Origin of the sequence: Pseudomonas fluorescens Q2-87, from assembly GCF_000281895.1 — a bacterium.
Taxonomy (GTDB): domain Bacteria; phylum Pseudomonadota; class Gammaproteobacteria; order Pseudomonadales; family Pseudomonadaceae; genus Aquipseudomonas; species Aquipseudomonas fluorescens_S.
The window spans coordinates 3,970,130-3,990,570 of sequence record NZ_CM001558.1; the positions used below are offsets into that span (position 1 = coordinate 3,970,130).

The following is a 20,441-nucleotide window of genomic DNA, read 5'->3' on the forward strand; positions in this document are numbered from 1 at the left end:
GTATTCGATAGCCTGGATAAGCTCCGATAGCGCCCGGAGGGCTTGGTTACAGTGGGAGTGCAGAAGCGCGGAGAAAAAGACCTATTTAGACCGGAGGCGAGGTGGGGGGACGACGGCGCGCGCCAGGTTTGAAGCACGCCACTGCCCGCCGATAGCGCCCCATTTCGGTGCGATTTCTTGGGGACGAAAAAAAGCCGCCTCGGCGGGCGGCTCATGGATCAGCAGATCATCGACAGGGCACCTGCCACAGCTGGTCCAGCCTGGTCGTGTAGCTCTGGCTCATCATCTCCCGCCGCATGCCCCAGTCAGGGTTGACGGGCACGCTGGCTGATCGGAGTGTCCCTCTCCCCCATCGCCCGTTGATCTGGTCCAGCACAGCCATCAACTTCGTGGCGTCGGCTGGTTGGGAGGTGGCAAACAGGTCGTCGGTGTACTCCCCCTGCTGACATAGGTTCATCAACAGCACCTCAGCTTTGCTGTACTTGAAGCCCGGCCGAAACACGCGGTCGAGCGCGTCCACTGCTGCCTTGGTCAGCAGCCGCACATCATCAGTGGGGTACGGCATGTCGATCAGCACACCAGTGGCGTACTTCGCCTCCTCCGGGTTGAACATGCCGGTGCGGATGCTAACGCGGATCTTCTTGCACAGCGACTGCTGCGCCCTGAGCTTTTCCGAAGCACGCATCATGTATGTAGCCACCGCTTCCTTGATGGGTGCCAGGTCCGTGAGCCGCTTCCCGAACATCCGACTACAGCAGATTTCCTGCTTCGGTGGGTCCGGCTCGTCCAGCTCCAGGCACGGCGTGCCGGCCAGCTCCCGGGCAGTCTTCTCGATCACCACGCTGAACTTCTTGCGTAGCGTCCACGGGTCGGCCTTCGCCAGGTCCATTGCGGTCTTGATGCCCATAGCGTCCAGGTGAAGTTTCATCTTGCGGCCGACGCCCCAGACCTCGGACACGTCGGTGTTGCGCAGAACCCAGTCACGCTTGAACGGGTCGCAGATATCGACCACGCCGCCGGTTTCCACCTGAAGCCGTTTGGCGGTGTGATTTGCCAGCTTTGCCAGGGTTTTGGTGTGGGCGATCCCCACCCCAACAGGGATGCCTGTGCAGCGCAGTACCAGGCTGCGGATCTTCCGACCGAGGGCATCCCGGCCGTCGATGCCGGTCAAGTCGGCAAAGGCTTCGTCGATGCTGTAGACCTCGACGGCAGGCACCAATGATTCAATGAGCGTCATGACCCGCTCGCTCATGTCGCCATAGAGCGCATAGTTCGAAGAGAACGGAACGATGCCGTGCTTGTGCAGCTTGTGCTTGATCTGGAAATACGGTTCGCCCATCTTCACATAGGGCTTGGCGTCGTAACTACGGGCGATCACGCAGCCATCGTTGTTGCTCAGCACCACAATGGGCACGCGGGCCAGGTCGGGTCGAAACACGCGCTCGCAACTGGCATAGAAGCTGTTGCAGTCGATCAGGGCAAAAACTGGCTGGGGTTTAGACATGGCTGCGCACACTGCATGTAATGACGCCCCAGATCACCAGCTCGTCGCCCTCAAGCACGTACCTCGGTGGATACTTTGGGTTCTCCGACAGGAGAATCACCTCCTTGCCGCGAATGCAAAGCCGCTTGCATACGGGTTCGTTGTTCAGCAGCGCTACGACGATGTGACCGTGTGCTGGCTCCAGAGCGCGGTCCACCACAGCGAGATCGCCTTCAAAAATACCGGCGCCTTGCATACTCTCCCCAGCGATTGAGACCAGGTAGACATGCGGGGCGCGAATGTTCAGAACCTCATCCAGTGAGATGTGCGCTTCGATGTGATCCGCCGCCGGAGATGGAAAGCCGGCAGGCACTCGAAACGAACACAAGGGCAGCTTCAAGCCACCCGTGGCGATAGGGCCTAGAATTGAGAAGCTCATAACGCACGATTCCCAAAAAATACTGTACGAACATACAGTTAATCTTGTACAAATTTTCCGGTCAATTTGTATAGGAAAAATCTGACAGGCGGGATAGCCGCGTGCGAGCGGTTCGTCAAGCCGATACCCGGGCCCGTCCCAGCGATGGTGAGGTAGATCATCAGCAGCGGTTCGCGTGCGCCCCACGTAGACATGTTGATGGCACTTCGATATTGTTATTCTTTTGAAAATAAGGGACAAGGAATGAAGCGAAAACTTCAGGTGTTCATATCTAGCACTTACACAGATCTGATTGAGGAACGACAAGCAGCTGTAGGTGCTATTCTAAAGTCAGGTCATATCCCTGCTGGCATGGAGCTTTTTACGGCCGGTGATCGTTCTCAGATGGAAACAATTAACGACTGGATTGATCAATCAGACGTTTACATGTTGATCCTTGGCGGTAGATATGGATCCATCGAAAGCTCTACGAATTTGAGCTACACAGAATTGGAGTTCGACTACGCCGTCGCACAAAATAAGCCGATGTTTTCAGTAGTAATCAAGGAAGACGCGCTGGAAAGAAAAGTGCGCGACTGCGGAACGAATTATCTTGAAAAAGACAACCCAAAGGAACTGAAGGCGTTTCGAGAAAAAGCACTCGGAAGAATATCCTCATTCTTTGACGACCTTAAAGATATAAAGCTTTGCGTATATGAAAGTCTTTCTGATTATGCGGGAAGAGGCGAGTTAACAGGGTGGGTCTCAGCAAGCGAAATTGTCGATACCAAGCCCTTATTCGAAGAAATAAAAAAGCTATCGGATGAAAACACTGAACTAAAAGAAATAATTAAAAGTTTAGAAAGTCGCCCTTTACCCGCCCCAGCCAAGCCGGCTGGAGACACAGAAAAACTTTCAGAAATAGCGGAAGTATTAAGCCATCTTACAGTAACCATCCCAGCAACTGTAACCTCAACTGAAAAGGAAGAAGAAAACAGCCTTTTAGATATTTTTTACAACACACGAAGTAAATTAATACAAGGCGTAACCAACGCAGCATCAGGGGCGACTGACGTAAGTAGATTCCTTTATTTCAATATCTGCCCAAAGCTACAAATTCACGGCCTAACAGAGAACGAGAAGGTTACAGGCGTAAAATATAGAAGATACTTCGTGACTAAACTAGGATTACAACTGCTCGCACATATCGAAAAAGAACAAGTAGCTTTAAAGAAGCAGCAAAAATAAACCAACAGTAAAAGAACGCATTCGAAGCCGCCATGATGGCGGCTAATCGAATTTACCCAAAAAGTTCCGCCATCCAACATTCGCCGCAAACATATCAACTTCCAATTTATGGTTACGGACTCCACCGACTTTTCTGCCACTGGCGCCAGTTCGCTGCACAGAACCGAACGCCTAGGAATCTTAAGCCTCCCCGCCGTTTGCGTAGTGTTTGAAGCGCAGTATTTCCTCCCCTAGCCAGTGATTTAATTGCGTCATCCGCGTCTGGATGGGCTCAAGCTCGTTGGCTGCATAGATCTGCGCTGCCTCCCTGATCGACCCAAAACCGCCCGCGTTCTGGGGCACAATCCCCATTAGTTGCGGTGGAATCCGCAGGCTCGCCAGCACATCATCACGGGTCTGATTCTTGATCGAGTTGAATTCGTCTTTGGCCGCTACCTCGCTGACAGGGATTAGCTGAATCCCGTCCTTCTTGCCCGTGGGCGAGTAGACAAACAAGTTTCGAAAATTCCCTGGTCCCTTGGACTCTTTCAGCGCATTTCGCAACGCATCAATATCCGCCTCAGTCTGCGCCGCGTCGGTCATGTACAGGATGAAACCGGCGTGACTCCCGTTCTCGTAATACTTGCGCCGGAACAGCGTCGCCGACTCATTCAATAACGCCGACTGCAACGCACTGATCCACTCAGGCAACCCATAAATCTCCTGGTGCAGATCCGCTTCACGCAGATGAAAAATGCTCCCTGGCTCAAACGCGTGCTCGTTCTTCCAGCCCTGCACCTGGTAGAACTGCCCCTCCGGCCCAACCCGCATGTACTTCGCAAGCGACGGCACCAGTTGCCGAGTGTTGCCCAGCACCGAACGGCGTTTCTCCAGGTATCCATTCCCCAGGCACAGGAAATCCAGGGCGAACTGTTCAAAAGCGGCTCGGGACAGCATCGGATGCGGGATAAAGGTCTTGCTCAACAGGTTGCGCTTGAACATCAACCCCGAATGCAGATGCACGCTCGCCCCCACCGAGCGGGCCAGGCCGTTGAGCGACAGAGGCGGCTCATACCACCGTCCGTTGAACCAACACTCCAGGTAATCGAACACCTCTCGCCCACCCAACACCGGCGTCGGCTCTCCGAAGCTAAACACCTGAGTACCCGCACTGGTGGCATCGAGGGCGGCCGGCAAAAGATCCTGGCTGGCAAGTTGTTCGGTCATCAGTAAATCTCCATTCGCCCGGTATTGGCAGCGGTCTGCCCTTCGAGCGGTTCGTTCTGCAATGCGTGGAAGAGCGCCCAGGCCAGGTCGGCGTGGCCGGTGTTGTCGTTGCGGCCGGCGGTGTAGGTGAACTGGCGGCCGCCTGCGGTGATGGTCTTGCGAATCGCCATGAGCGACTGGGCCATGTCGGTCCAGCCGGCGTCGAACTCCAGCCGGCCCTTGTGGATCACGTCGTATGCCTTCAGCACCAGGCGGGTTTTCACCTCGGGCGAGTAGCTGAAGGTGGTCACGGCCGGGAAGAACTGGCGCACCAGCTGGGCCACGCCGCTGCCCAGGCCGGTGACGTCGATGCCGATGTATGTCACCCAGTAGCGGTCGCACACGCCCTTGATGGCGGCGGCCTGGGCGGCGAAGTCCATGCCGCGAAACTGGTGGCGCTCGAGCACGCGGAACTTGCCACCCGGCACCAGAGGCGGCGCGACCACCACCAGGCCGGAACAATCGCCCGTCTCAGCCGGGTCATAGCCGACCCATACCTGGCGGTCGCCGAACGGACGCATGGCGAAAGGTTTGTAGTCCTCGGCCCACTCCACCCAGCTATCGACCATGCAGGACTGCAACACCGACAGCGGGAAAATGCTCGCGCCGTCGTCAACGAACTCGCACATCAGCAGGTTGGCGAACGCCTCGGGGCTGTACTCCCGGCGCAGCTCTTCGATGTCGAATAGATCGCAGCCGCCCCGCTCCGCGTCGAGGATGGTGACAATCTGGCGCCATAGCCGGTCCTCACAGAACCGCCCCTGCTGGAGCGCGCCGTGGGTCACATCAACCTTGGTGTGCTGTGCGGCGGGCTTGCCCTTGTTGAAGCGCTCGCCCGTCCAGAAGGTGTACGCCTCGTGGGCCATGCTCGACGGGGTCGAGAAATAGGTTTTGCGCCACTTCTTGTGCATCGCCATACCCGAGGCGACCTTGTTCAACTCCTCGAACTTGAACGTCCAGAAGAACTCATCGAAGTAGAAATTGCCGTGGTAGCCCTGGGCGGTGCGGGCGTTGGTCCCGAGGAAAAACAGCTCGGCGCCGTTGGGCAATACAATCGGGTCACCGGTCAGCTCGACGCCGATGACTTCCCGGGCGAAGGCCTGAATGTAACCACGGAACAGGTAGGCCTGGTTCTTCGATGCCGACAGGAAAATCTGGTTGCGACCGGTGTCCAGGGCGTCGATGAACGCCTCGCGGGCGAAGTAGTACGTGGCACCAATCTGGCGGCTCTTGAGGATAACGCGGGTACGCTGGTTGCCGGCCCGATACCAATCTTTCTGGTAGTCGAAACAGCCGTCGATGAAGGCCTCGCGCAGCAGCTCGATCTGGTCTTCGCTGATGTCATTTTTCGGGGACTTTTTCTTTGGTCCTTCGTTACGCTTGGCGAGGTTCGGGTTGAGGTCGGTTTCGGTACCGCCGCCCTGGAAGCGTTGAATGCGGGCCTGGCGTTCAAGCTGGCGGTGCAGCAGGTCGATCTCCTTGAAATCGCCTCCGGTCTTGTTGTCCTTAAGGATCAACTGCACCAGGCGCGCTTCCAGGGCGCCGCCGATGCGCTCGACGTTGTCGGCCCGGTCCCACTCGTCGCGGGCCTTCCAGCTGTGTAGCGTTTTTTCCTTTTCGCCCGTAGCCTCGGCAATCTCGCAGATACGCCAACCCATCCAGTACAGGAACTTGGATTGGCGTCGGGGATCGATAGGCAGCAGGCAGGTCGTCGTCATGGCCGAGATGCTGCCGCCCATGGCGACGACTCAATAGCGCCGCCCCTTGTACCCTCCTCGCCTACAGTCCCGTCTCGTTGCCGCCGCTCGCGCCCGTGACGACCATGCCCCTCATTGCAACGCACTGCTCAACCCAGCAGGCGCCCCACGCACTGAGGATTCCCGGCATGAAGAAGTTTCGCAGCAACTGGTTCCGCGTCGCCGTCGAGGGCGCTACTTCGGACAAGCGCACCATCAAACGCAGCTGGCTGGAACAGGCCGCCAAGAACTTCAACCCGTCCACCTACGGCGCCCGTATCTGGCTGGAGCACTTCCGCAGTCTGTTGCCCGACAGCCCGTTCAAGGCCTATGGCGACGTGCTGGCAGTGAAAACCGAGGAGGTGGACATCAACGGCCAGAAGAAACTGGCCCTGTTCGCCCAGGTTGAGCCGACCCCAGAGCTGATCGCCATGAACAAGGCGAAACAGAAGATCTACACCTCCATCGAAATCGACGACAGCTTTGCCGACACCGGCGAGGCCTACATCGTCGGCTTGGCTGTCACCGACTCGCCCGCCAGCCTGGGCACCGACGTTCTGGCGTTCTCTGCCCAGAAACCTGACGCCAGCCCCTTCAAGGATCGCCACTACTCGGCAACTTCGATGTTTACCGAGGCGGTGGAAACCGAGTTGCAGTTCGAAGAAATCGAAGAGAAGCCCAGCATCGGCGCCCAGCTGTTCAACAAGGTGCAAGCGCTGCTGACGGGCAAGCAGGCCAAGGACGACAGCGAGTTCGCCCAGATCGGCGAAGCCGTCGAAGCCATCGCCGAACACGTCAAGGATCTGCCCGACCAACTGGCTGCTGAAAAGCAATTTTCAGCGGGGCTGAAAACCCGGCTCGACCAGGTCAGCACGGAACTCACAGAGCTGAAAACCAAGCTCTCCACCACCCAGGACCACAGCCAGAAAACGCGTCCGCCTGTAACCGGCGGCAACGACCTGGTCGTGACCGACTGCTGACAGTCAGCCCAACCACAGCCCCGAATCATGAAGGACGATCAACATGCGTAACGACACCCGAGTACTGTTCAACGCCTACCTGCAACAACTGGCGCAACTGCATGGGGTGACTGACGTCACCACCAAATTCACCGCAGACCCCAGCGTCGCCCAGACCTTGGAAACCCGCATTCAAGAATCCAGCGCGTTCCTCAGCGCCATCAACGTCTACGGTGTATCGGAACAGTCGGGTGAAAAGGTCGGCATCGGTATCGACGGCACCATTGCCAGCACCACAGACACCACTACCAAAGACCGCGAGCCCCGCGACCCAAGCGGCCTGGACGACCGTGGGTACACCTGCACCCAAACCAACTTTGATACCAGCCTGCGCTACCAGAAGCTGGACCAATGGGCCAAGTTCAAGGACTTCCAGGCACGCATCCGCGACGCCATCATCAAAGCCCAGGCGCTCAACCGGATCATGATTGGCTGGAACGGCATCAGCCGCGCCGCGACATCCAACCCGGCCATCAACCAGCTGTTGCAGGACGTCAACATCGGTTGGCTTCAAAAGATGCGCCTGGAAAACCCTGCCCGGGTTCTGGATGAGGTGGTGGCCGGCAGCGGCAAAATCGAAATCGGTGCCGGTAAGGACTTTGAAAACATCGACGCTCTGGTCGTCAGCATGGTCAACGAGTTCATCGAGCCTTGGTATCAGGAGGACACCGAACTGGTGGTCATCTGCGGTCGCCAACTGCTGGCCGACAAGTACTTCCCGATCATCAACAAGACTCAGGCGCCGACCGAAATGCTGGCGGCCGACATCGTCACCAGTCAAAAACGACTCGGGAACCTGCCGGCGGTGCGTGTGCCGCACTTCCCGGCCAACGGTTTGCTTGTCACCCGCCTGGATAACCTGTCGCTGTACTGGCAGGAAGGCACCCGCCGCCGCACCGTCGTGGACAACGCCAAGCGCGACCGCATCGAGAACTACGAATCGGTGAACGAAAGCTACGTTATCGAAGACCTGGGCTGCGCGGCCATGGCCGAAAACATCACCCTGAATTGAGGCGGCCATCATGACCAACCCATGCCGCCGTCACTTTGAACGTGTCACTGCCGCCATCGAGGCGGCAGCGACCGAGCCCACCCAAACCATGGCCGGCGCCACGGCCTACGAGCACCAGCTCAACCAGCTGCTGCAAGACCGCCTGCGCCTGAAACAGGTCCAGTCCAACCAGGGCAAGGCCGAACTCAAGCGCCAGTTGCTGCCGAGCTATGAATCCTACGTGCAAGGTGTGCTGGAAGGCGGCCAGGGCGCGCAGGACGAGGTACTGACCACCGTCATGGTCTGGCGCTTCGACGCTGGCGACTTCACCGGTGGGCTCGACATCGCGACCTACGTGCTGGAACACAAGATGGTTATGCCCGACCGCTTCGCACGTACCTTGGGCTGCCTGGTCGCCGAGGAAGTCGCGACGGCAGCCTTCAAAGCCCAGAAGGTTGGCGAACCATTCGACCTGGCAATTCTGCACCGCACCGCCGAACTCACCGATGCCGAAGACATGCCCGACCAGGCCCGCGCCAAGCTGTTTCTTGCCATGGGCCGCGCCACGCTGGAAGGCATCACCGAAGAGGCCCCAGGCCAACCCGGCCAGCTTCAGGCCGGTGTGGATCTGCTGAAAAAAGCCATCGCCCTGCACGATGCCTGCGGTGGCAAAAAGGATCTGGAGCGGGCCGAACGCCTGCTCAACAAACTTGCCGGCCCTGCCGGCTAACCGAGCGTCCCCACGCACCCCGCCGGCTCGGGGCGGATCGGCCAGGCCGCTCCTCCTGAACGTGAAGCCCCGACCACCGGCGACCTATTTTAGAGTGCTGTTCCATGAGCGGATTCGTAGCCGGCGGCACCGTCGCCAGCGGCCATATCAACACCGACGCCTTCTGGCCCTCCATCGATCTGGATCAATTGCGCGCCACGCTGAGAATCGACGCGAGCGTCACAGCACCGCGCCTGGAAACCGCCGCTGTGGCCGCCGCCATCAGCGTCAACCGCGAGCTGAGCGAATGGCGGGCCAGGCAGGAAGCCGCAGGCCATGTCGAACTGGCAGATGTTCCTGGTGACAAGATCAACGACGTGTCGGTACTGGAGCACCTCTACCGCCGCGCCATCGAAGCCGCCACCGGTGCCGAAGTGTGCGAGCGCTACCGCTCCTACGACACCACCAACAGCGGCAACCAGAACGCCGAAGATCTCACGCCAAACATCGACGATTACCGCCGCGACCTGCGCTGGGCCGTGCGTGACTTCCTTGGCATCAACCGCACCACTGTGGAGCTGATCTGATGCCCGTCACCGTCCGCGCCTTTCAAAACGACACCGTAGACGCTCTGTGCTGGCGTCACTACGGCCGCACTGCCGGCGTAACCGAAGCAGTACTCGAAGCCAACCCCGGCCTGGCCGACTACGGGCCGATCCTGCCCCAAGGCCTGGCCGTGCAAATGCCCGAGGCCCAGCCGGCCGCCCCACAGCGGCAGATGGTGAACTTATGGGACTGATCAACCTGCAGCGAGCCCACGAACCCACCCACCCTGGATTACGGAATGAAGCGCATGCCTGAACGTCCCGACACCTGGGCCTGGCTCGCCGCCTGGCTCGAACAGAACTGGCCGGCCCTGTACGCGGGAATCCTGGCGCTGACAATCGCCGCTCTACGGATCATGTACGGCGGCGGAACCCTGCGCCGGATGGCAGTTGAGGCCCCGCTTTGCGGTGCCCTAGCGCTGGCCGCCAGCCATGGCTTGGCGCTGCTCGGCATCCCCGCCTCCACTGCGCCGTTCTTCGGTGGGGTGATCGGTTTGCTTGGCGTCGAGGGGACTCGCGCCGCCGCCAAAAAGTTTTTCACCCGAAAGGTAGAACAACTATGACGACACTTCGCCACGGGGACCGCTCGCAAGCGGTGCGCATCCTGCAAAAGAACCTGAATGATCATGGCGCCAAGCTGGCAGTGGATGGAGACTACGGCGACTCCACCGAAGCCGCCGTGCGGGCGTATCAGTTGAAAGCCGGTTTGGTCGCCGATGGCGTGGCCGGCGAAAAAACCCAGGCAAGCTTGTCTGGCGGTGACTGTCAGTTCCTGCTGAAAAACGAGGACCTGGTACAGGCCGCGCAGATCCTCGACGTACCGTTGGCGAGCGTATATGCAGTCAACGAGGTGGAATCCAAGGCCAAGGGTTTTTTGGCGAATGGCAAGCCGGTGATTCTGTTCGAGCGACACATCATGTACCGCCAGCTCGCCACGCCGCGCCACGAAGACGACAACATCGACGAACTCAAACACCACGCCGACCAGCTGGCCGTCGCCAATCCGGCCATCGTTAATCAGAAATCCGGCGGCTATGCCGGTGGCACTGCTGAGCACCAGCGCCTGAGCCATGCACGTCTGATCGACGACACCGCCGCGCTGGAGTCCGCCTCATGGGGAGCGTTCCAGATCATGGGCTTTTACTGGCAGCGCCTGGGCTATTCCAGTGTGCAGGCGTTCGCCAAGGACATGAGCGCAGGCGAGTCTCAGCAATTCGCCGCCTTCGTGCGTTTCATCCAGACCGACCCGGTCCTGCACAAGGCGTTGAAAGCACGCAAATGGGTCGAATTCGCCAAGCTCTACAACGGCCCGGACTATCAGCGGAACCTGTACGACATCAAGCTCCAGCGCGCCTATGAGAGGCATGCAGACTGCGGCTGCGGCCAGGCGGTGGCGGCATGATCGATCTGGACGCAGTGCGCAAACTGGACGTCCAGGACGGCAACCTGCTGGTAGTGCCGGAAAATACCGAGCAAGCCGATATGGAGCTGCTGTGCGGAGCACTGGTCTACATGACGCCGGATTGCCGTGTAGTCATCGTGCGAGGTCCCGTGGAGCTGATGGATGTCGGCGCCATGAACAAACTTGGCTGGTACCGCGCATGAGTACCCTGCGCCAGGCACTCTACGGTATCGCCCTGCTGGGCGCCCTGGCGCTACTCATCTGGGGCCAGGAGCAGCGCATCACCGTGGCCGAGAAGAATGCCGAGCTGGCGGCGAAAGACACCAAAACCGCCCGCGATGAGGCTGACAGGCTGCGCAGCAATCTCAGCACCCTGCAAACCACCCTGAGCGACGAGCGCATCGCCCAAACCGCTTTGCGGAACCAGCAGGATCAGTTGCGCCAGGGGCTGGCAAAGCGCGAGCAAACCATCGAGGCACTGAAACGTGAAAACGAAGACCTTCGCAACTGGGCTGACCAGCCTTTGCCTGAGCTTGCTCGCCGGCTGCGCGAGCGCCCCGCCCTCACCGGCGCCGACGCTTATCGTCAGTGGTTGTCCGGCCGTCGTGCCCTGCACCCTGCCGGCGACAAGCCCACTCAATAACGGCGATCAGTTCACCGACCAGGACCGCGTCGAAACCGCATGGGCTGAATGCGCCGGCCAGGTAGACATGGTGTTCAACCATCAACAGGCGGCCCCATGAACAAACCCGAAAGCCTGCGGGCCCATCTGCTGAGCACAGTGGCCGAACTCAAGCACAACCCCGACCGGCTGCTGATCTTCATCGACAACGGCAAAATCCGCTGCACCGCGGCTGCCTCGCTGTCGTTCGAATACAGATTTGATTTACAGGTCATCCTCACCGACTACGCCGGTCACCCAGACAGCGTCATGTTGCCGTTGCTGGGCTGGCTGAGCGTGAACCAGTCCGAGCTGCTGGAGAACTTGAACAAGTCCGCCGAGGGCATCCAGTTCGAGGCCGACATCCTTGACAACAGCAAGGTGGACCTGAGCCTGACACTGCCGCTAACCGAGCGTGTGGTTGTGGGGACAGACGCCAATGGCAATACCACCGTCCACCATCCTGGAGAGCCTAAGCAGGTGGCCGCATTCCTCGACCCGGCGTGGATACCTGGCGCCCAAGGCACCGGCAGCGAATGGGTCGTACCGAAATGACCAACCGATTGGAAACGCTGGAGGATTGGGCCGCCGGCCTGCTGGGACAATTGGAACCGGCATCGCGCAACAAACTGGCCCGCAGCGTCGGCCAGGCCCTGCGGCGCAGTCAGCAACAGCGAATCATTGCCCAGCGCAACCCAGACGGCAGCAAATATGCGCCGCGAAAGCAGCGCAACATGCGCGCGAAAAAAGGTAGAGTGAAACGAAAGGGGCAGATGTTTCAAAAACTTCGCACCGCGAGTTTTTTGAAGGTTCAAGGCGACGGCAATACCGTCACCATCGGCTTTACCGGGCGAGTTGCCCGGATTGCCAGAGTGCACCAATATGGATTGAAAGATCGTGCTGAGCGGGGAGCATCTGAAGTGAAATATGACCAGCGCGAATTGCTCGGCTTTACGGAAGCGGACCTTGATTTGATTCGCGACAGTCTGTTAATTGCGTTCACTAGCAATCAGTAGATTATGCTGCACGTGCAGCTTCACTGATTACTCGTTTAAGCTCATCGCAGGCTTCACCAAACGCCATTTGTGCATCGGCAGCTGGGCGCTTGTATACGTCTCCGGGCCGACCTTGCTTATACGCAAACTTATGGGCGGCATTCACCTCATTGATTGCCTCACGTGCTTCCATCACTTTCTCATAAGAAGGTCCTAACTGGGCCCCATAAATATCGATGATCATTTCAATCCGGCTGAAATCGAAGCCGCCTAAGTCTTTAGTGCTGGTTCTATCAAGATATTCGTTGTAATCAATATGCCCCTCCATGACTAAATTTAAACTCATGTATTGGCTGAAGAAAAGGTTTCCCCAATGACATACGAGGATGTACAGCTCCTCTAAGCGCTCCTTTTTTATTTTTTGACCGCTAAGACGCTCTTCATGAGCCAATTGCTGCATTTGCCTTTTCGCGTTTGCATTGTTGGTAAGCCAGACACCAAAAGTTGTCAGCAAAGATCCAAAAATTACGCCTGAAAGACCAACCCATGATTCTGATGAAGCTTTCGCTACCAATTCTGAAAGCACAACACTGGCTCCTGCCCTAACGAAAGGCTGGAAAGTACGCCCTCCATGACTCCCTGTCTATTGGGGTTTGTAGCTTAAATGCATACAACCTTAGGTTGCTGTGCACGCGTGCGCGGGACGCGAACATGGGCGCCATGAACGACTTAGCCACCCTCGCCCGCCTGATCGAAAACCTCATCCGCTTCGGCACCATCGCCGCCGTCCAGATGCTGCCCCCGCGTGTGCAGGTCAAAACCGGAACCCTGACCACCGCCTGGCTACCGTGGATCGCCCTGCGGGCCGGTGCCGACCGGGAGTGGAACCCTCCGACTGTCAACGAACAGGTCCTGTTGTTCAGCCCCTCGGGCCAGCTCGGCAATGGCGTCGCCTTGACCGGCCTGTTCAGCGACCAAATCCCCGCCAACGGCGACCGCGAAGGCCTGCACCGAGTCACCTACCGGGACGGCACGGTGATTGAGTACGACAGCGTCGCTCACCACCTCAACGCCACGCTCACCGATGGCGGCACCACCAACCTCATCAGCACCGGCGGCATCAAGATCGTCGGCGACATCACGCATCAGGGCGATTACACCCAGACCGGCAACCAGAACGTCACCGGCAAAGTCACCGTGTCGGTGGATGTGGTGGCTGCCGGCATCAGCCTGGTGAAACACTTGCACGGCGGCGTCATGCCTGGCAGCGGCAAGACGGGGAAACCGGAATGAATCGACACACCGGCACCGTCGTCACCACCGTGGAGAGCATCGCCCAATCCATGAGCGACATTCTCAGCACGCGCATAGGTACCCGGGTGATGCGGCGCGAATACGGCAGCCTGTTGCCCGAGCTGGTGGACCATCCGTTCAATGACATCACCCGCTTGCAGGTATACGCGGCCACGGTCATGGCGTTGATGCGCTGGGAGCCCCGTATCAGCCTGAGCCGCGTGCAGTTCCAGGGCGCCACGCTGCAAGGTCAAGCTTCGCTGGATATCGAGGGCAGCATCGTCGATAGCAACGAGCCGCTGAGCCTGAGCGTGCCTTTGAACTTGGGGGGTAGCGCATGAACTCATTCGTCGCGATTGACCTGGGCCAGCTCCCTGCGCCCGAAGTCGTGGAGCAGATCGATTACGAGCAGATCCTCGCCGAGCGCAAGGCCTACGCAATCAGCCTCTGGCCCGTCGAAGAGCAGGCCGAAATCGCTGCACGGCTTGAGCTGGAATCTGAGCCACTGACCAAACTGCTCCAGGAGAACGCCTACCGCGAGACGGTGTGGCGTCAGCGCGTCAATGAGGCATCCGTCGCCAACATGATGGCCCTGGCAAAGGGCAGTGACCTGGAGAACCTGGCCGGCAACTTCAATGTCAAGCGCCTGGTCATTCAGGCCGCCAAGCCCATGGCCGTGCCGCCGGTACCGTTGCTGATGGAAAGCGACGACAGCCTGCGGGAGCGGGCTCAAATGGCGTGGGAAGGATTGAGCACCGCCGGCCCGCGCAACAGTTACATCTTTCATGCGCGCTCTGCTGACGGCCAGGTTGCCGACGCCACTGCCGAGAGTCCCGCCCCGGCCGAGGCAGTGGTGACGGTGCAATCGATCCTGGGCGACGGCACCGCCTCGCCCGCGCTGCTGGCAAAGGTCAATGCCTACCTCAGCGACGACGACCGCCGCCCTGTCGCGGATCGGCTCACCGTGCAAAGCGCCCAGGTCATCAACTACCAGGTCAAGGCCAAGCTGTTTCTTTCGACGTCCGGCCCTGAGAGCGAGTTGATTCTCGCGGCGGCCAATGCGCAGTTGCTGGCCTTCGTGCACCAGCGGCGACGCCTGGGCTTGGAGGTATCGGAATCGATTATCCATGCCTCACTGCACGTTGAGGGTGTGCGCAAGGTCGTGCTGGAGAACTGGGCGGACATCGTTGCCACGAAGTACCAGGCCCCGTTTTGCACGGCCATCGACTTGGCGTTGGGGGTTGAATGATGGCAGACGCGCCCTTGCTCCCCAGCAATTCGACGCCATTGGAGCGCCAAGCAGCGCAGGCGCTGGCCCAGATCCAGCGTGTACCGATTCCACTGCGCACGCTGTACAACCCCGACCTTTGCCCGCTGCCCCTTTTGCCTTACCTGGCCTGGGCCTTCTCCGTGGATCGCTGGGACAGCAAATGGACCGAGGCGGCCAAGCGCGCCGCCATCCGCAGCGCGTACTACATCCACTCACGCAAAGGCACCATCGGGTCACTGCGACGCGTCGTAGAACCGCTCGGCTACCTGATTGAAATCATCGAGTGGTGGCAGACCGTGCCGGTCGGCCCTCGCGCCACGTTCAAGCTCAAGGTCGGCGTGCTGGACACGGGTATCACCGAAGAGATGTACCAGGAACTGACCTGGCTGATCGACGATGCCAAGCCCCTGACACGCCACCTCACCGGGCTCGCCATCAGCCTGGAGACCACCGGTTCCGTTCATATCGGCGCCTGCGTCACCGAAGGCGACGAGATTGATATCTACCCACCTACACAGCGAGACATCGAGGTCACGGGCTACATCCATCAGGGCGGCCGTGAACACCAGATCGACACCATGGACATCTACCCATGACAGACCAAAACAGCCAGTTTTTCGCCATCCTCACCGCTATCGGCAAAGCCAAACAGGCCAACGCGGACGCCCTGGGCATTCCTTGGACGTTCGCACAAATGGGCGTCGGTGATGCCAACGACACCGATCCGATCCCCGACGAGCAACAGACGCACCTGATCAACGAGCGTCGTCGCGCCCCACTGAATCAGCTCAGCGTCGATCCTGCCAATCCCAATATCATCGTCGCCGAACAGGTCATTCCAGAGAACATCGGTGGCTGGTGGATTCGTGAGGTAGGTTTGTATGACGCCGACGGGGACCTGGTCGCCGTGGCGAACTGCGCCCCAAGTTTCAAGCCGCTACTGACTCAAGGTTCAGGCCGTACCCAAGTGGTGCGAATGAATCTAATCGTCAGCAACACCGCCAACGTTGAATTGAAGATCGACCCGAGCGTCGTCCTGGCAACTCGCACCTATGTGGATTCGAAAATTCGTGAGGAGTTGTACAAGCTCGACAGTAAGCAGTCGGTGCGCGTAGCGACTATGGGAAACATCGCTTTGACCGGATTGCAGGTGGTCGATGGTGTGACGCTGCTGGCCGGCGACCGGGTGCTGGTGAAGAACCAGACGGCTGCCAAGGACAACGGCATCTATCTCGCGGCCGGCGCTGCTTGGCAGCGCGCTCCAGATGCAGACAGCAGCGCTGAGGTGACATCGGCGCTGCTGGTTTCCGTGGAACAAGGCTCTAGCCAGGCCGATACCCGGTGGCAGCTGGTAACAGACGGGACGATTGTTCTGGGCACCACGGCATTGACGTTTCAAAACGTGACGCAGGGCTACGCTCCGATAAATTCTCCCGCCCTAACTGGAATGCCTACGGCACCGACCGTAGCAGGTACCGACAACAGCACCCAAATCGCTACGTCGGCAGCGGTACGCGCCATCATGGCTCAGTTTGGCCTTGGTTCTACCGCATCCAACTACACAGGGAACATCGACACCCTCGCTCTTAACGGCATTTATATGGTCACCGCCAGCACGACGGGGACCAAGCCCCTAACACCTGGAACCGCGTCGGCGATCCCTAACGGGACGGTGTTCCATTTGGAGCGCGGTAGCTCCAACATGGCGACACAATGGTGGGATTCCCTGGTGAGCAACGCAGTCCCAGTTACCTGCATGCGAACCCGGAACTCTGCCGGAGTTTGGTCGCCCTGGGAGCAATTCACTTCGGTCGAAAGAGTCCGTGCAGTGCTGGATACATTCGGATTGGGCGCGGATGCTGCGAAGATTCCTTTGATTGCTGATTTTTCAACAGACATCAAGCCGGGTTTATACCGAGCATTCACTCAGGGACATCCAGAAGCGTCAATCGGGGGGCCGCCGGAGAATAATGTAGCCGGCGGTACGTCGATGACGGTTCTGGTCAGTGGTGGCTACATTACGGCCAGCTATAAAACTTTCCTGGCGATTATCAATTTCAATGCCTCCGGTCCGACGCGGGCCTATATCGGACACAAGGTTTCCGCCGGTGAGCCGCCGGTATGGAACGAAATTGCTCAAACTGTTCATCTGCCTTATCGCGCAAAAATATTGTTCAAAACTGCCGGGGTTTACCAGTGGACGGTGCCTGCGAACGTGTGGAAGGTATTTGTTGAGGTGCGTGGTGGTGGCGGTAGTGGTGCCTTTGGAACGTTAGAAACAGGAGCTGGCGGCGGTGGTGCAGGTGGATTTAGCAAGCGACTCGTTCCTGTCACGCCAGGCTCCGTCATTACGGTAACCGTTGGGGCGGGAGGCGCTTCCGTGACCGCCGCCAGCACCAATGGTAATCCGGGTGGTACCTCTTCATTCGGTCCCCATAGTTCGGCGACAGGTGGCGCGGGCGGCTTGGTCACTGGCGGTGCGGGAGGTGGTTACGGCTCCGGTGGTGACTTCAATGGCATGCTGGGCTCAGGCAATCCACCTGTACGTAACTCAGCGGGTACTGGCGCGAACGGTGGCGCGGGTGGCGGCGGGGAGAGTATTTCCGCAGCCGTTGACACCACCCAGTTGACACAACCCGGAATGGGTGGGGGCGGTCGCGTCGGTAATCGTTCGCAGGCGGGTGCCGATGGCTGTGTCTTCATCACTTATTAAGGGGAACCGTATGTTCTGGGCAAGAATTGAAAATGGGACGGTGTTTGAAACCACTACGATCGATCCCGCAGAACGCTTTCATCCTGATCTAATATGGCAAGCCTGCCCCTCAGACGTGGAACCAGGATGGACTGTAGAAGATGGTCAATTCTCCCCGCCGCCAGCGGGCCCCATGCTCGACCAGGTCGATGCCGAGCGGGTATGGCGTAACTCTGAGTTGCAAGCCACTGAATGGCTAGTCACACGCCACCGAGATGAGCAGGATTTGAACCGCGCCCCTTCCCTGACAGCGGAGCAATTCTCAGAACTGCTCACCTATCGCCAGACGCTTCGGGACTGGCCTCAGACAGGGGAATTCCCAGGTGCTGAGTTTCGACCAGTCGCACCGTCATGGATCGCTGAGCAGACCCAATAGGACCCGCTTTTCTCTTTGTACCATCCTTTCCTACAAGCCCCCGCGCTCGCCCCATCGGCGCGCGCGCGGCAGCCTGTGCACTGTCATCCCAATCACTGCGCAGGCAAACCCATGGCCGATTATCTTCACGGCGTGCGGGTCATCGAACTCAACGACGGCACCCGCCCCATACGCACCATCCCCACCGCTGTTATCGGCATGGTCTGCACGGCCGACGACGCTGATGCCACCGCCTTTCCATTCGACACGCCGGTACTGCTGACCAACGTCCAAACCGCCATCGGTAAAGCCGGCACCACGGGCACCCTGGCGAAGAGTCTTCAGGCCATCGCCGATCAGACCAAGCCCTACACCATCGTCGTGCGAGTGAAAGAAGGCGCCACCGAGGCAGAAACCACCAGTGCCCTGATCGGCACCACCACGTCCGAGGGTAAATACACCGGTTTGAAAGCCCTGCTCGCCGCGAAGGCTCGCGTTGGCATGGTGCCGCGCATCCTGGGTGTGCCAGGCCTCGACAGCCTACCGGTCGCTACCGCCCTGGTCACCATCGCCCAGCAGTTGCGCGCCTTCGCATACGTCAGCGCCTGGGACTGCAAAACCAAGGAAGAGGTGGTCGCCTACCGTGACAACTTCGGCGCCCGCGAAGCCATGGTTATCTGGCCTGAATTCCAGAATTGGAGCACCGTTACCAACGCGACCGTCACCGCCTCGGCCGTGGCCCGGGCATTGGGCCTGCGCGCCAAGATCGATCAGGAAGTGGGCTGGCACAAGACGCTGTCCAACGTCGCGGTCAACGGCGTCACCGGCATCAGCGCCGACGTGTTCTGGGATCTGCAAAACCCGGCCACGGACGCCAACTACCTCAACAGCAACGAAGTCACCACGCTCATTAACGAGGGTGGCTTTCGTTTCTGGGGCAGCCGCACCACCAGCGAAGACCCGTTGTTTGCCTTCGAGAACTACACACGTACCGCGCAGATCCTCGCCGACACTATGGCCGAAGCGCACATGTGGGCTGTGGACAAGCCGCTGCATGCGTCCCTGGTGCGCGACATCATCGAAGGGGTCAACGCCAAATTCCGCGAGATGATCGCGGCGGGCTACCTAATCGGCGGCAAGTGCTGGTATCCGGACGATGCCAACGACAAAGACACGCTCAAGGCCGGCAAGTTGTTCCTGGATTACGACTACACGCCGGTGCCACCGCTGGAAGACCTCACGTTGCGGCAACGCATCACTGATCGCTACCTGATCGACTTCGCCAGCAAGATCAACAGCTAACCCGGGCGTCCCCGCAAGGGGAGCTGCCCCGTGCCTGAGCAACGGAGACACGCATCATGGCTATGCCTCGCAAACTCAAAAACCTCAATCTGTTCAACGACGCCAACAGCTACTTGGGTGTGGTCAAGACCGTCACCCTGCCCCCGCTCGGCCGCAAGATGGAAGGCTATCGCGGCGGCGGTATGAACGGCCCGGTCAAGGCCGATCTGGGCTTCTCGGATGATGGCATCCAATTCGAATGGAAGACCGGCGGCCTGGATCTTATCGCTCTCAAACAGTTCGGCGCCGTCAACGCCTCGGGCGTCGCGTTGCGCTTCACCGGCTCGTTCCAGCAGGACGACACCGCCGAGATCAGCGCCGTGGAAGTCGTGATGCGCGGCAGGCACGAGACCATCGAAATGGGTGATGCGCAGCCGGGCGAAGACACCGAGCACAGCATCACCACCACCTGCACCTACTACAAACTGATCGTCGATAACGAAGAGATCATCGAAATCGACCTGCTCAATTTCATCGAAATCGTCGATGGCGTGGACATGCTGGAAAAGCAACGCCAAGCCCTCGGCATCTGATCATTCCTGCCCTGACCCAGGGCGGTTAACCCTGCAATCTGGAGCCATATATGAAACCTGAAGACACCCTCGAAGCGCTGCCCCTGGTTGACGACAACACCGTCACCCTGGACACCCCGATCATTCGTGGAAAGACCGTCATCGACACCATTACCCTGCGCAAACCGCAATCCGGCGAACTGCGCGGCGTGCAGTTGGTCGAGCTGCTGAACATGGACGTAGCCACCCTCATCAAGATCCTGCCGCGAATTAGCAGCCCGGGCATAACCGCGCCCGAAGCCGCCACCATGGACCCGGCCGACCTGCTCGCCTGTGGTAGCAAGATTTCCGGTTTTTTGTTGCAGAAGTCGGTGAAGACGGACGCGTCCCTCGTTGCGTAGAAGAC

26 protein-coding genes and 1 pseudogene are annotated in these 20,441 nt (G+C 59.2%); 22 read left to right on the forward strand and 5 right to left on the reverse strand.

Going from position 1 to position 20,441, the window contains the following annotated elements; all coding sequences use genetic code 11:
• Nucleotides 1-226 precede the first annotated feature (226 nt).
• Nucleotides 227-1,504: a translesion error-prone DNA polymerase V subunit UmuC gene (gene umuC, locus PFLQ2_RS10325; protein WP_003183286.1), complete on the reverse strand. Its 1,278-nt coding sequence runs from the start codon at nt 1,502-1,504 to the stop codon at nt 227-229.
• Nucleotides 1,497-1,922 carry a LexA family protein gene (locus tag PFLQ2_RS10320; RefSeq protein ID WP_003183288.1) on the reverse strand — a complete coding sequence of 142 codons (426 nt, stop codon included), beginning with the start codon at nt 1,920-1,922 and terminating at the stop codon, nt 1,497-1,499. The genes umuC and PFLQ2_RS10320 overlap by 8 nt, the downstream gene beginning before the upstream one ends.
• A gap of 243 nt (nt 1,923-2,165) precedes the next feature.
• Here PFLQ2_RS10320 and PFLQ2_RS10315 point away from each other — a divergent pair, with 243 nt between their 5' ends.
• Nucleotides 2,166-3,149 (forward strand): DUF4062 domain-containing protein, encoded by a 984-nt coding sequence (locus PFLQ2_RS10315; protein ID WP_003183290.1) that lies wholly within the window; start codon nt 2,166-2,168, stop codon nt 3,147-3,149.
• Nucleotides 3,150-3,329: 180 nt separating this feature from the next.
• Here the strand turns inward: PFLQ2_RS10315 and PFLQ2_RS10310 are convergent, their stop codons facing one another.
• Nucleotides 3,330-4,355 (reverse strand): phage portal protein, encoded by a 1,026-nt coding sequence (locus PFLQ2_RS10310; protein ID WP_003183292.1) that lies wholly within the window; start codon nt 4,353-4,355, stop codon nt 3,330-3,332.
• Nucleotides 4,355-6,112 carry a terminase ATPase subunit family protein gene (locus tag PFLQ2_RS10305; protein WP_003183294.1) on the reverse strand — a complete coding sequence of 586 codons (1,758 nt, stop codon included), beginning with the start codon at nt 6,110-6,112 and terminating at the stop codon, nt 4,355-4,357. The genes PFLQ2_RS10310 and PFLQ2_RS10305 overlap by 1 nt, the downstream gene beginning before the upstream one ends.
• A 167-nt stretch (nt 6,113-6,279) precedes the next feature.
• Between PFLQ2_RS10305 and PFLQ2_RS10300 the strand changes: the two genes are divergently transcribed.
• From PFLQ2_RS10300 to PFLQ2_RS10250, 12 genes and pseudogenes are all read left to right on the forward strand, one after another.
• Nucleotides 6,280-7,110: a GPO family capsid scaffolding protein gene (locus PFLQ2_RS10300; RefSeq protein WP_003183295.1), complete on the forward strand. Its 831-nt coding sequence runs from the start codon at nt 6,280-6,282 to the stop codon at nt 7,108-7,110.
• 43 nt (nt 7,111-7,153) lie between these two features.
• Nucleotides 7,154-8,161 (forward strand): phage major capsid protein, P2 family, encoded by a 1,008-nt coding sequence (locus PFLQ2_RS10295; protein ID WP_003183297.1) that lies wholly within the window; start codon nt 7,154-7,156, stop codon nt 8,159-8,161.
• Between the two features lie 10 nt (nt 8,162-8,171).
• Nucleotides 8,172-8,870 carry a terminase endonuclease subunit gene (locus PFLQ2_RS10290; protein ID WP_003183298.1) on the forward strand — a complete coding sequence of 233 codons (699 nt, stop codon included), beginning with the start codon at nt 8,172-8,174 and terminating at the stop codon, nt 8,868-8,870.
• 104 nt (nt 8,871-8,974) lie between these two features.
• Nucleotides 8,975-9,436: a head completion/stabilization protein gene (locus tag PFLQ2_RS10285; protein ID WP_003183300.1), complete on the forward strand. Its 462-nt coding sequence runs from the start codon at nt 8,975-8,977 to the stop codon at nt 9,434-9,436.
• Nucleotides 9,436-9,648: a tail protein X gene (locus PFLQ2_RS10280; RefSeq protein ID WP_003183302.1), complete on the forward strand. Its 213-nt coding sequence runs from the start codon at nt 9,436-9,438 to the stop codon at nt 9,646-9,648. Before PFLQ2_RS10285 ends, PFLQ2_RS10280 begins: the two co-directional genes overlap by 1 nt.
• A 45-nt stretch (nt 9,649-9,693) precedes the next feature.
• A complete protein-coding gene (locus PFLQ2_RS10275; RefSeq protein WP_003183304.1) occupies nt 9,694-10,017 on the forward strand; it encodes a phage holin, lambda family in 324 nt (107 codons plus the stop codon).
• Complete coding sequence (locus PFLQ2_RS10270; protein ID WP_003183306.1) at nt 10,014-10,856, forward strand: N-acetylmuramidase domain-containing protein; 843 nt, start codon at nt 10,014-10,016, stop codon at nt 10,854-10,856. Before PFLQ2_RS10275 ends, PFLQ2_RS10270 begins: the two co-directional genes overlap by 4 nt.
• Entirely contained in the window at nt 10,853-11,059 is a 207-nt protein-coding gene (locus tag PFLQ2_RS10265; protein WP_003183308.1) for a hypothetical protein, read from the forward strand. Before PFLQ2_RS10270 ends, PFLQ2_RS10265 begins: the two co-directional genes overlap by 4 nt.
• Nucleotides 11,056-11,499 (forward strand): Rz-like lysis system protein LysB, encoded by a 444-nt coding sequence (gene lysB, locus PFLQ2_RS10260; protein WP_003183310.1) that lies wholly within the window; start codon nt 11,056-11,058, stop codon nt 11,497-11,499. Before PFLQ2_RS10265 ends, lysB begins: the two co-directional genes overlap by 4 nt.
• A pseudogene (gene lysC, locus PFLQ2_RS30670) lies at nt 11,411-11,599 on the forward strand (Rz1-like lysis system protein LysC); the annotation flags it as partial. The gene lysB and the pseudogene lysC, both read left to right, overlap by 89 nt.
• Nucleotides 11,596-12,072 carry a phage tail protein gene (locus tag PFLQ2_RS10255; protein WP_003183313.1) on the forward strand — a complete coding sequence of 159 codons (477 nt, stop codon included), beginning with the start codon at nt 11,596-11,598 and terminating at the stop codon, nt 12,070-12,072. The pseudogene lysC and the gene PFLQ2_RS10255, both read left to right, overlap by 4 nt.
• A complete protein-coding gene (locus PFLQ2_RS10250; RefSeq protein WP_003183314.1) occupies nt 12,069-12,533 on the forward strand; it encodes a phage virion morphogenesis protein in 465 nt (154 codons plus the stop codon). Before PFLQ2_RS10255 ends, PFLQ2_RS10250 begins: the two co-directional genes overlap by 4 nt.
• A gap of 1 nt (nt 12,534) precedes the next feature.
• Here the strand turns inward: PFLQ2_RS10250 and PFLQ2_RS27950 are convergent, their stop codons facing one another.
• Nucleotides 12,535-13,098 (reverse strand): hypothetical protein, encoded by a 564-nt coding sequence (locus PFLQ2_RS27950; RefSeq protein WP_033046140.1) that lies wholly within the window; start codon nt 13,096-13,098, stop codon nt 12,535-12,537.
• 134 nt (nt 13,099-13,232) lie between these two features.
• Between PFLQ2_RS27950 and PFLQ2_RS10245 the strand changes: the two genes are divergently transcribed.
• The 9 genes from PFLQ2_RS10245 to PFLQ2_RS10215 all read left to right on the forward strand — a co-directional run bounded on the left by PFLQ2_RS10245 (nt 13,233) and on the right by PFLQ2_RS10215 (nt 20,436).
• Nucleotides 13,233-13,805 carry a phage baseplate assembly protein V gene (locus PFLQ2_RS10245; protein WP_003183317.1) on the forward strand — a complete coding sequence of 191 codons (573 nt, stop codon included), beginning with the start codon at nt 13,233-13,235 and terminating at the stop codon, nt 13,803-13,805.
• Nucleotides 13,802-14,146, forward strand: a complete 345-nt coding sequence (locus PFLQ2_RS10240) for a GPW/gp25 family protein (protein ID WP_003183319.1) — start codon at nt 13,802-13,804, stop codon at nt 14,144-14,146. Before PFLQ2_RS10245 ends, PFLQ2_RS10240 begins: the two co-directional genes overlap by 4 nt.
• The gene (locus PFLQ2_RS10235) at nt 14,143-15,054 is read left to right on the forward strand and encodes a baseplate J/gp47 family protein (protein ID WP_003183322.1); all 912 of its coding nucleotides are present in this window, start codon (nt 14,143-14,145) and stop codon (nt 15,052-15,054) included. Before PFLQ2_RS10240 ends, PFLQ2_RS10235 begins: the two co-directional genes overlap by 4 nt.
• Entirely contained in the window at nt 15,054-15,671 is a 618-nt protein-coding gene (locus PFLQ2_RS10230; RefSeq protein WP_033046571.1) for a phage tail protein I, read from the forward strand. The genes PFLQ2_RS10235 and PFLQ2_RS10230 overlap by 1 nt, the downstream gene beginning before the upstream one ends.
• Entirely contained in the window at nt 15,668-17,788 is a 2,121-nt protein-coding gene (locus tag PFLQ2_RS31040; protein WP_003183326.1) for a phage tail protein, read from the forward strand. The genes PFLQ2_RS10230 and PFLQ2_RS31040 overlap by 4 nt, the downstream gene beginning before the upstream one ends.
• Nucleotides 17,789-17,960: 172 nt before the next feature.
• Complete coding sequence (locus tag PFLQ2_RS30675; protein WP_225970881.1) at nt 17,961-18,203, forward strand: phage tail assembly chaperone; 243 nt, start codon at nt 17,961-17,963, stop codon at nt 18,201-18,203.
• A gap of 111 nt (nt 18,204-18,314) precedes the next feature.
• A complete protein-coding gene (locus PFLQ2_RS10225) occupies nt 18,315-19,484 on the forward strand; it encodes a phage tail sheath protein (protein ID WP_003183327.1) in 1,170 nt (389 codons plus the stop codon).
• A 56-nt stretch (nt 19,485-19,540) separates the two neighbouring features.
• Nucleotides 19,541-20,056 (forward strand): phage major tail tube protein, encoded by a 516-nt coding sequence (locus PFLQ2_RS10220; RefSeq protein WP_003183329.1) that lies wholly within the window; start codon nt 19,541-19,543, stop codon nt 20,054-20,056.
• Nucleotides 20,057-20,106: 50 nt separating this feature from the next.
• Nucleotides 20,107-20,436: a phage tail assembly protein gene (locus tag PFLQ2_RS10215; protein WP_003183331.1), complete on the forward strand. Its 330-nt coding sequence runs from the start codon at nt 20,107-20,109 to the stop codon at nt 20,434-20,436.
• The last annotated feature ends 5 nt before the right edge of the window (nt 20,437-20,441 follow it).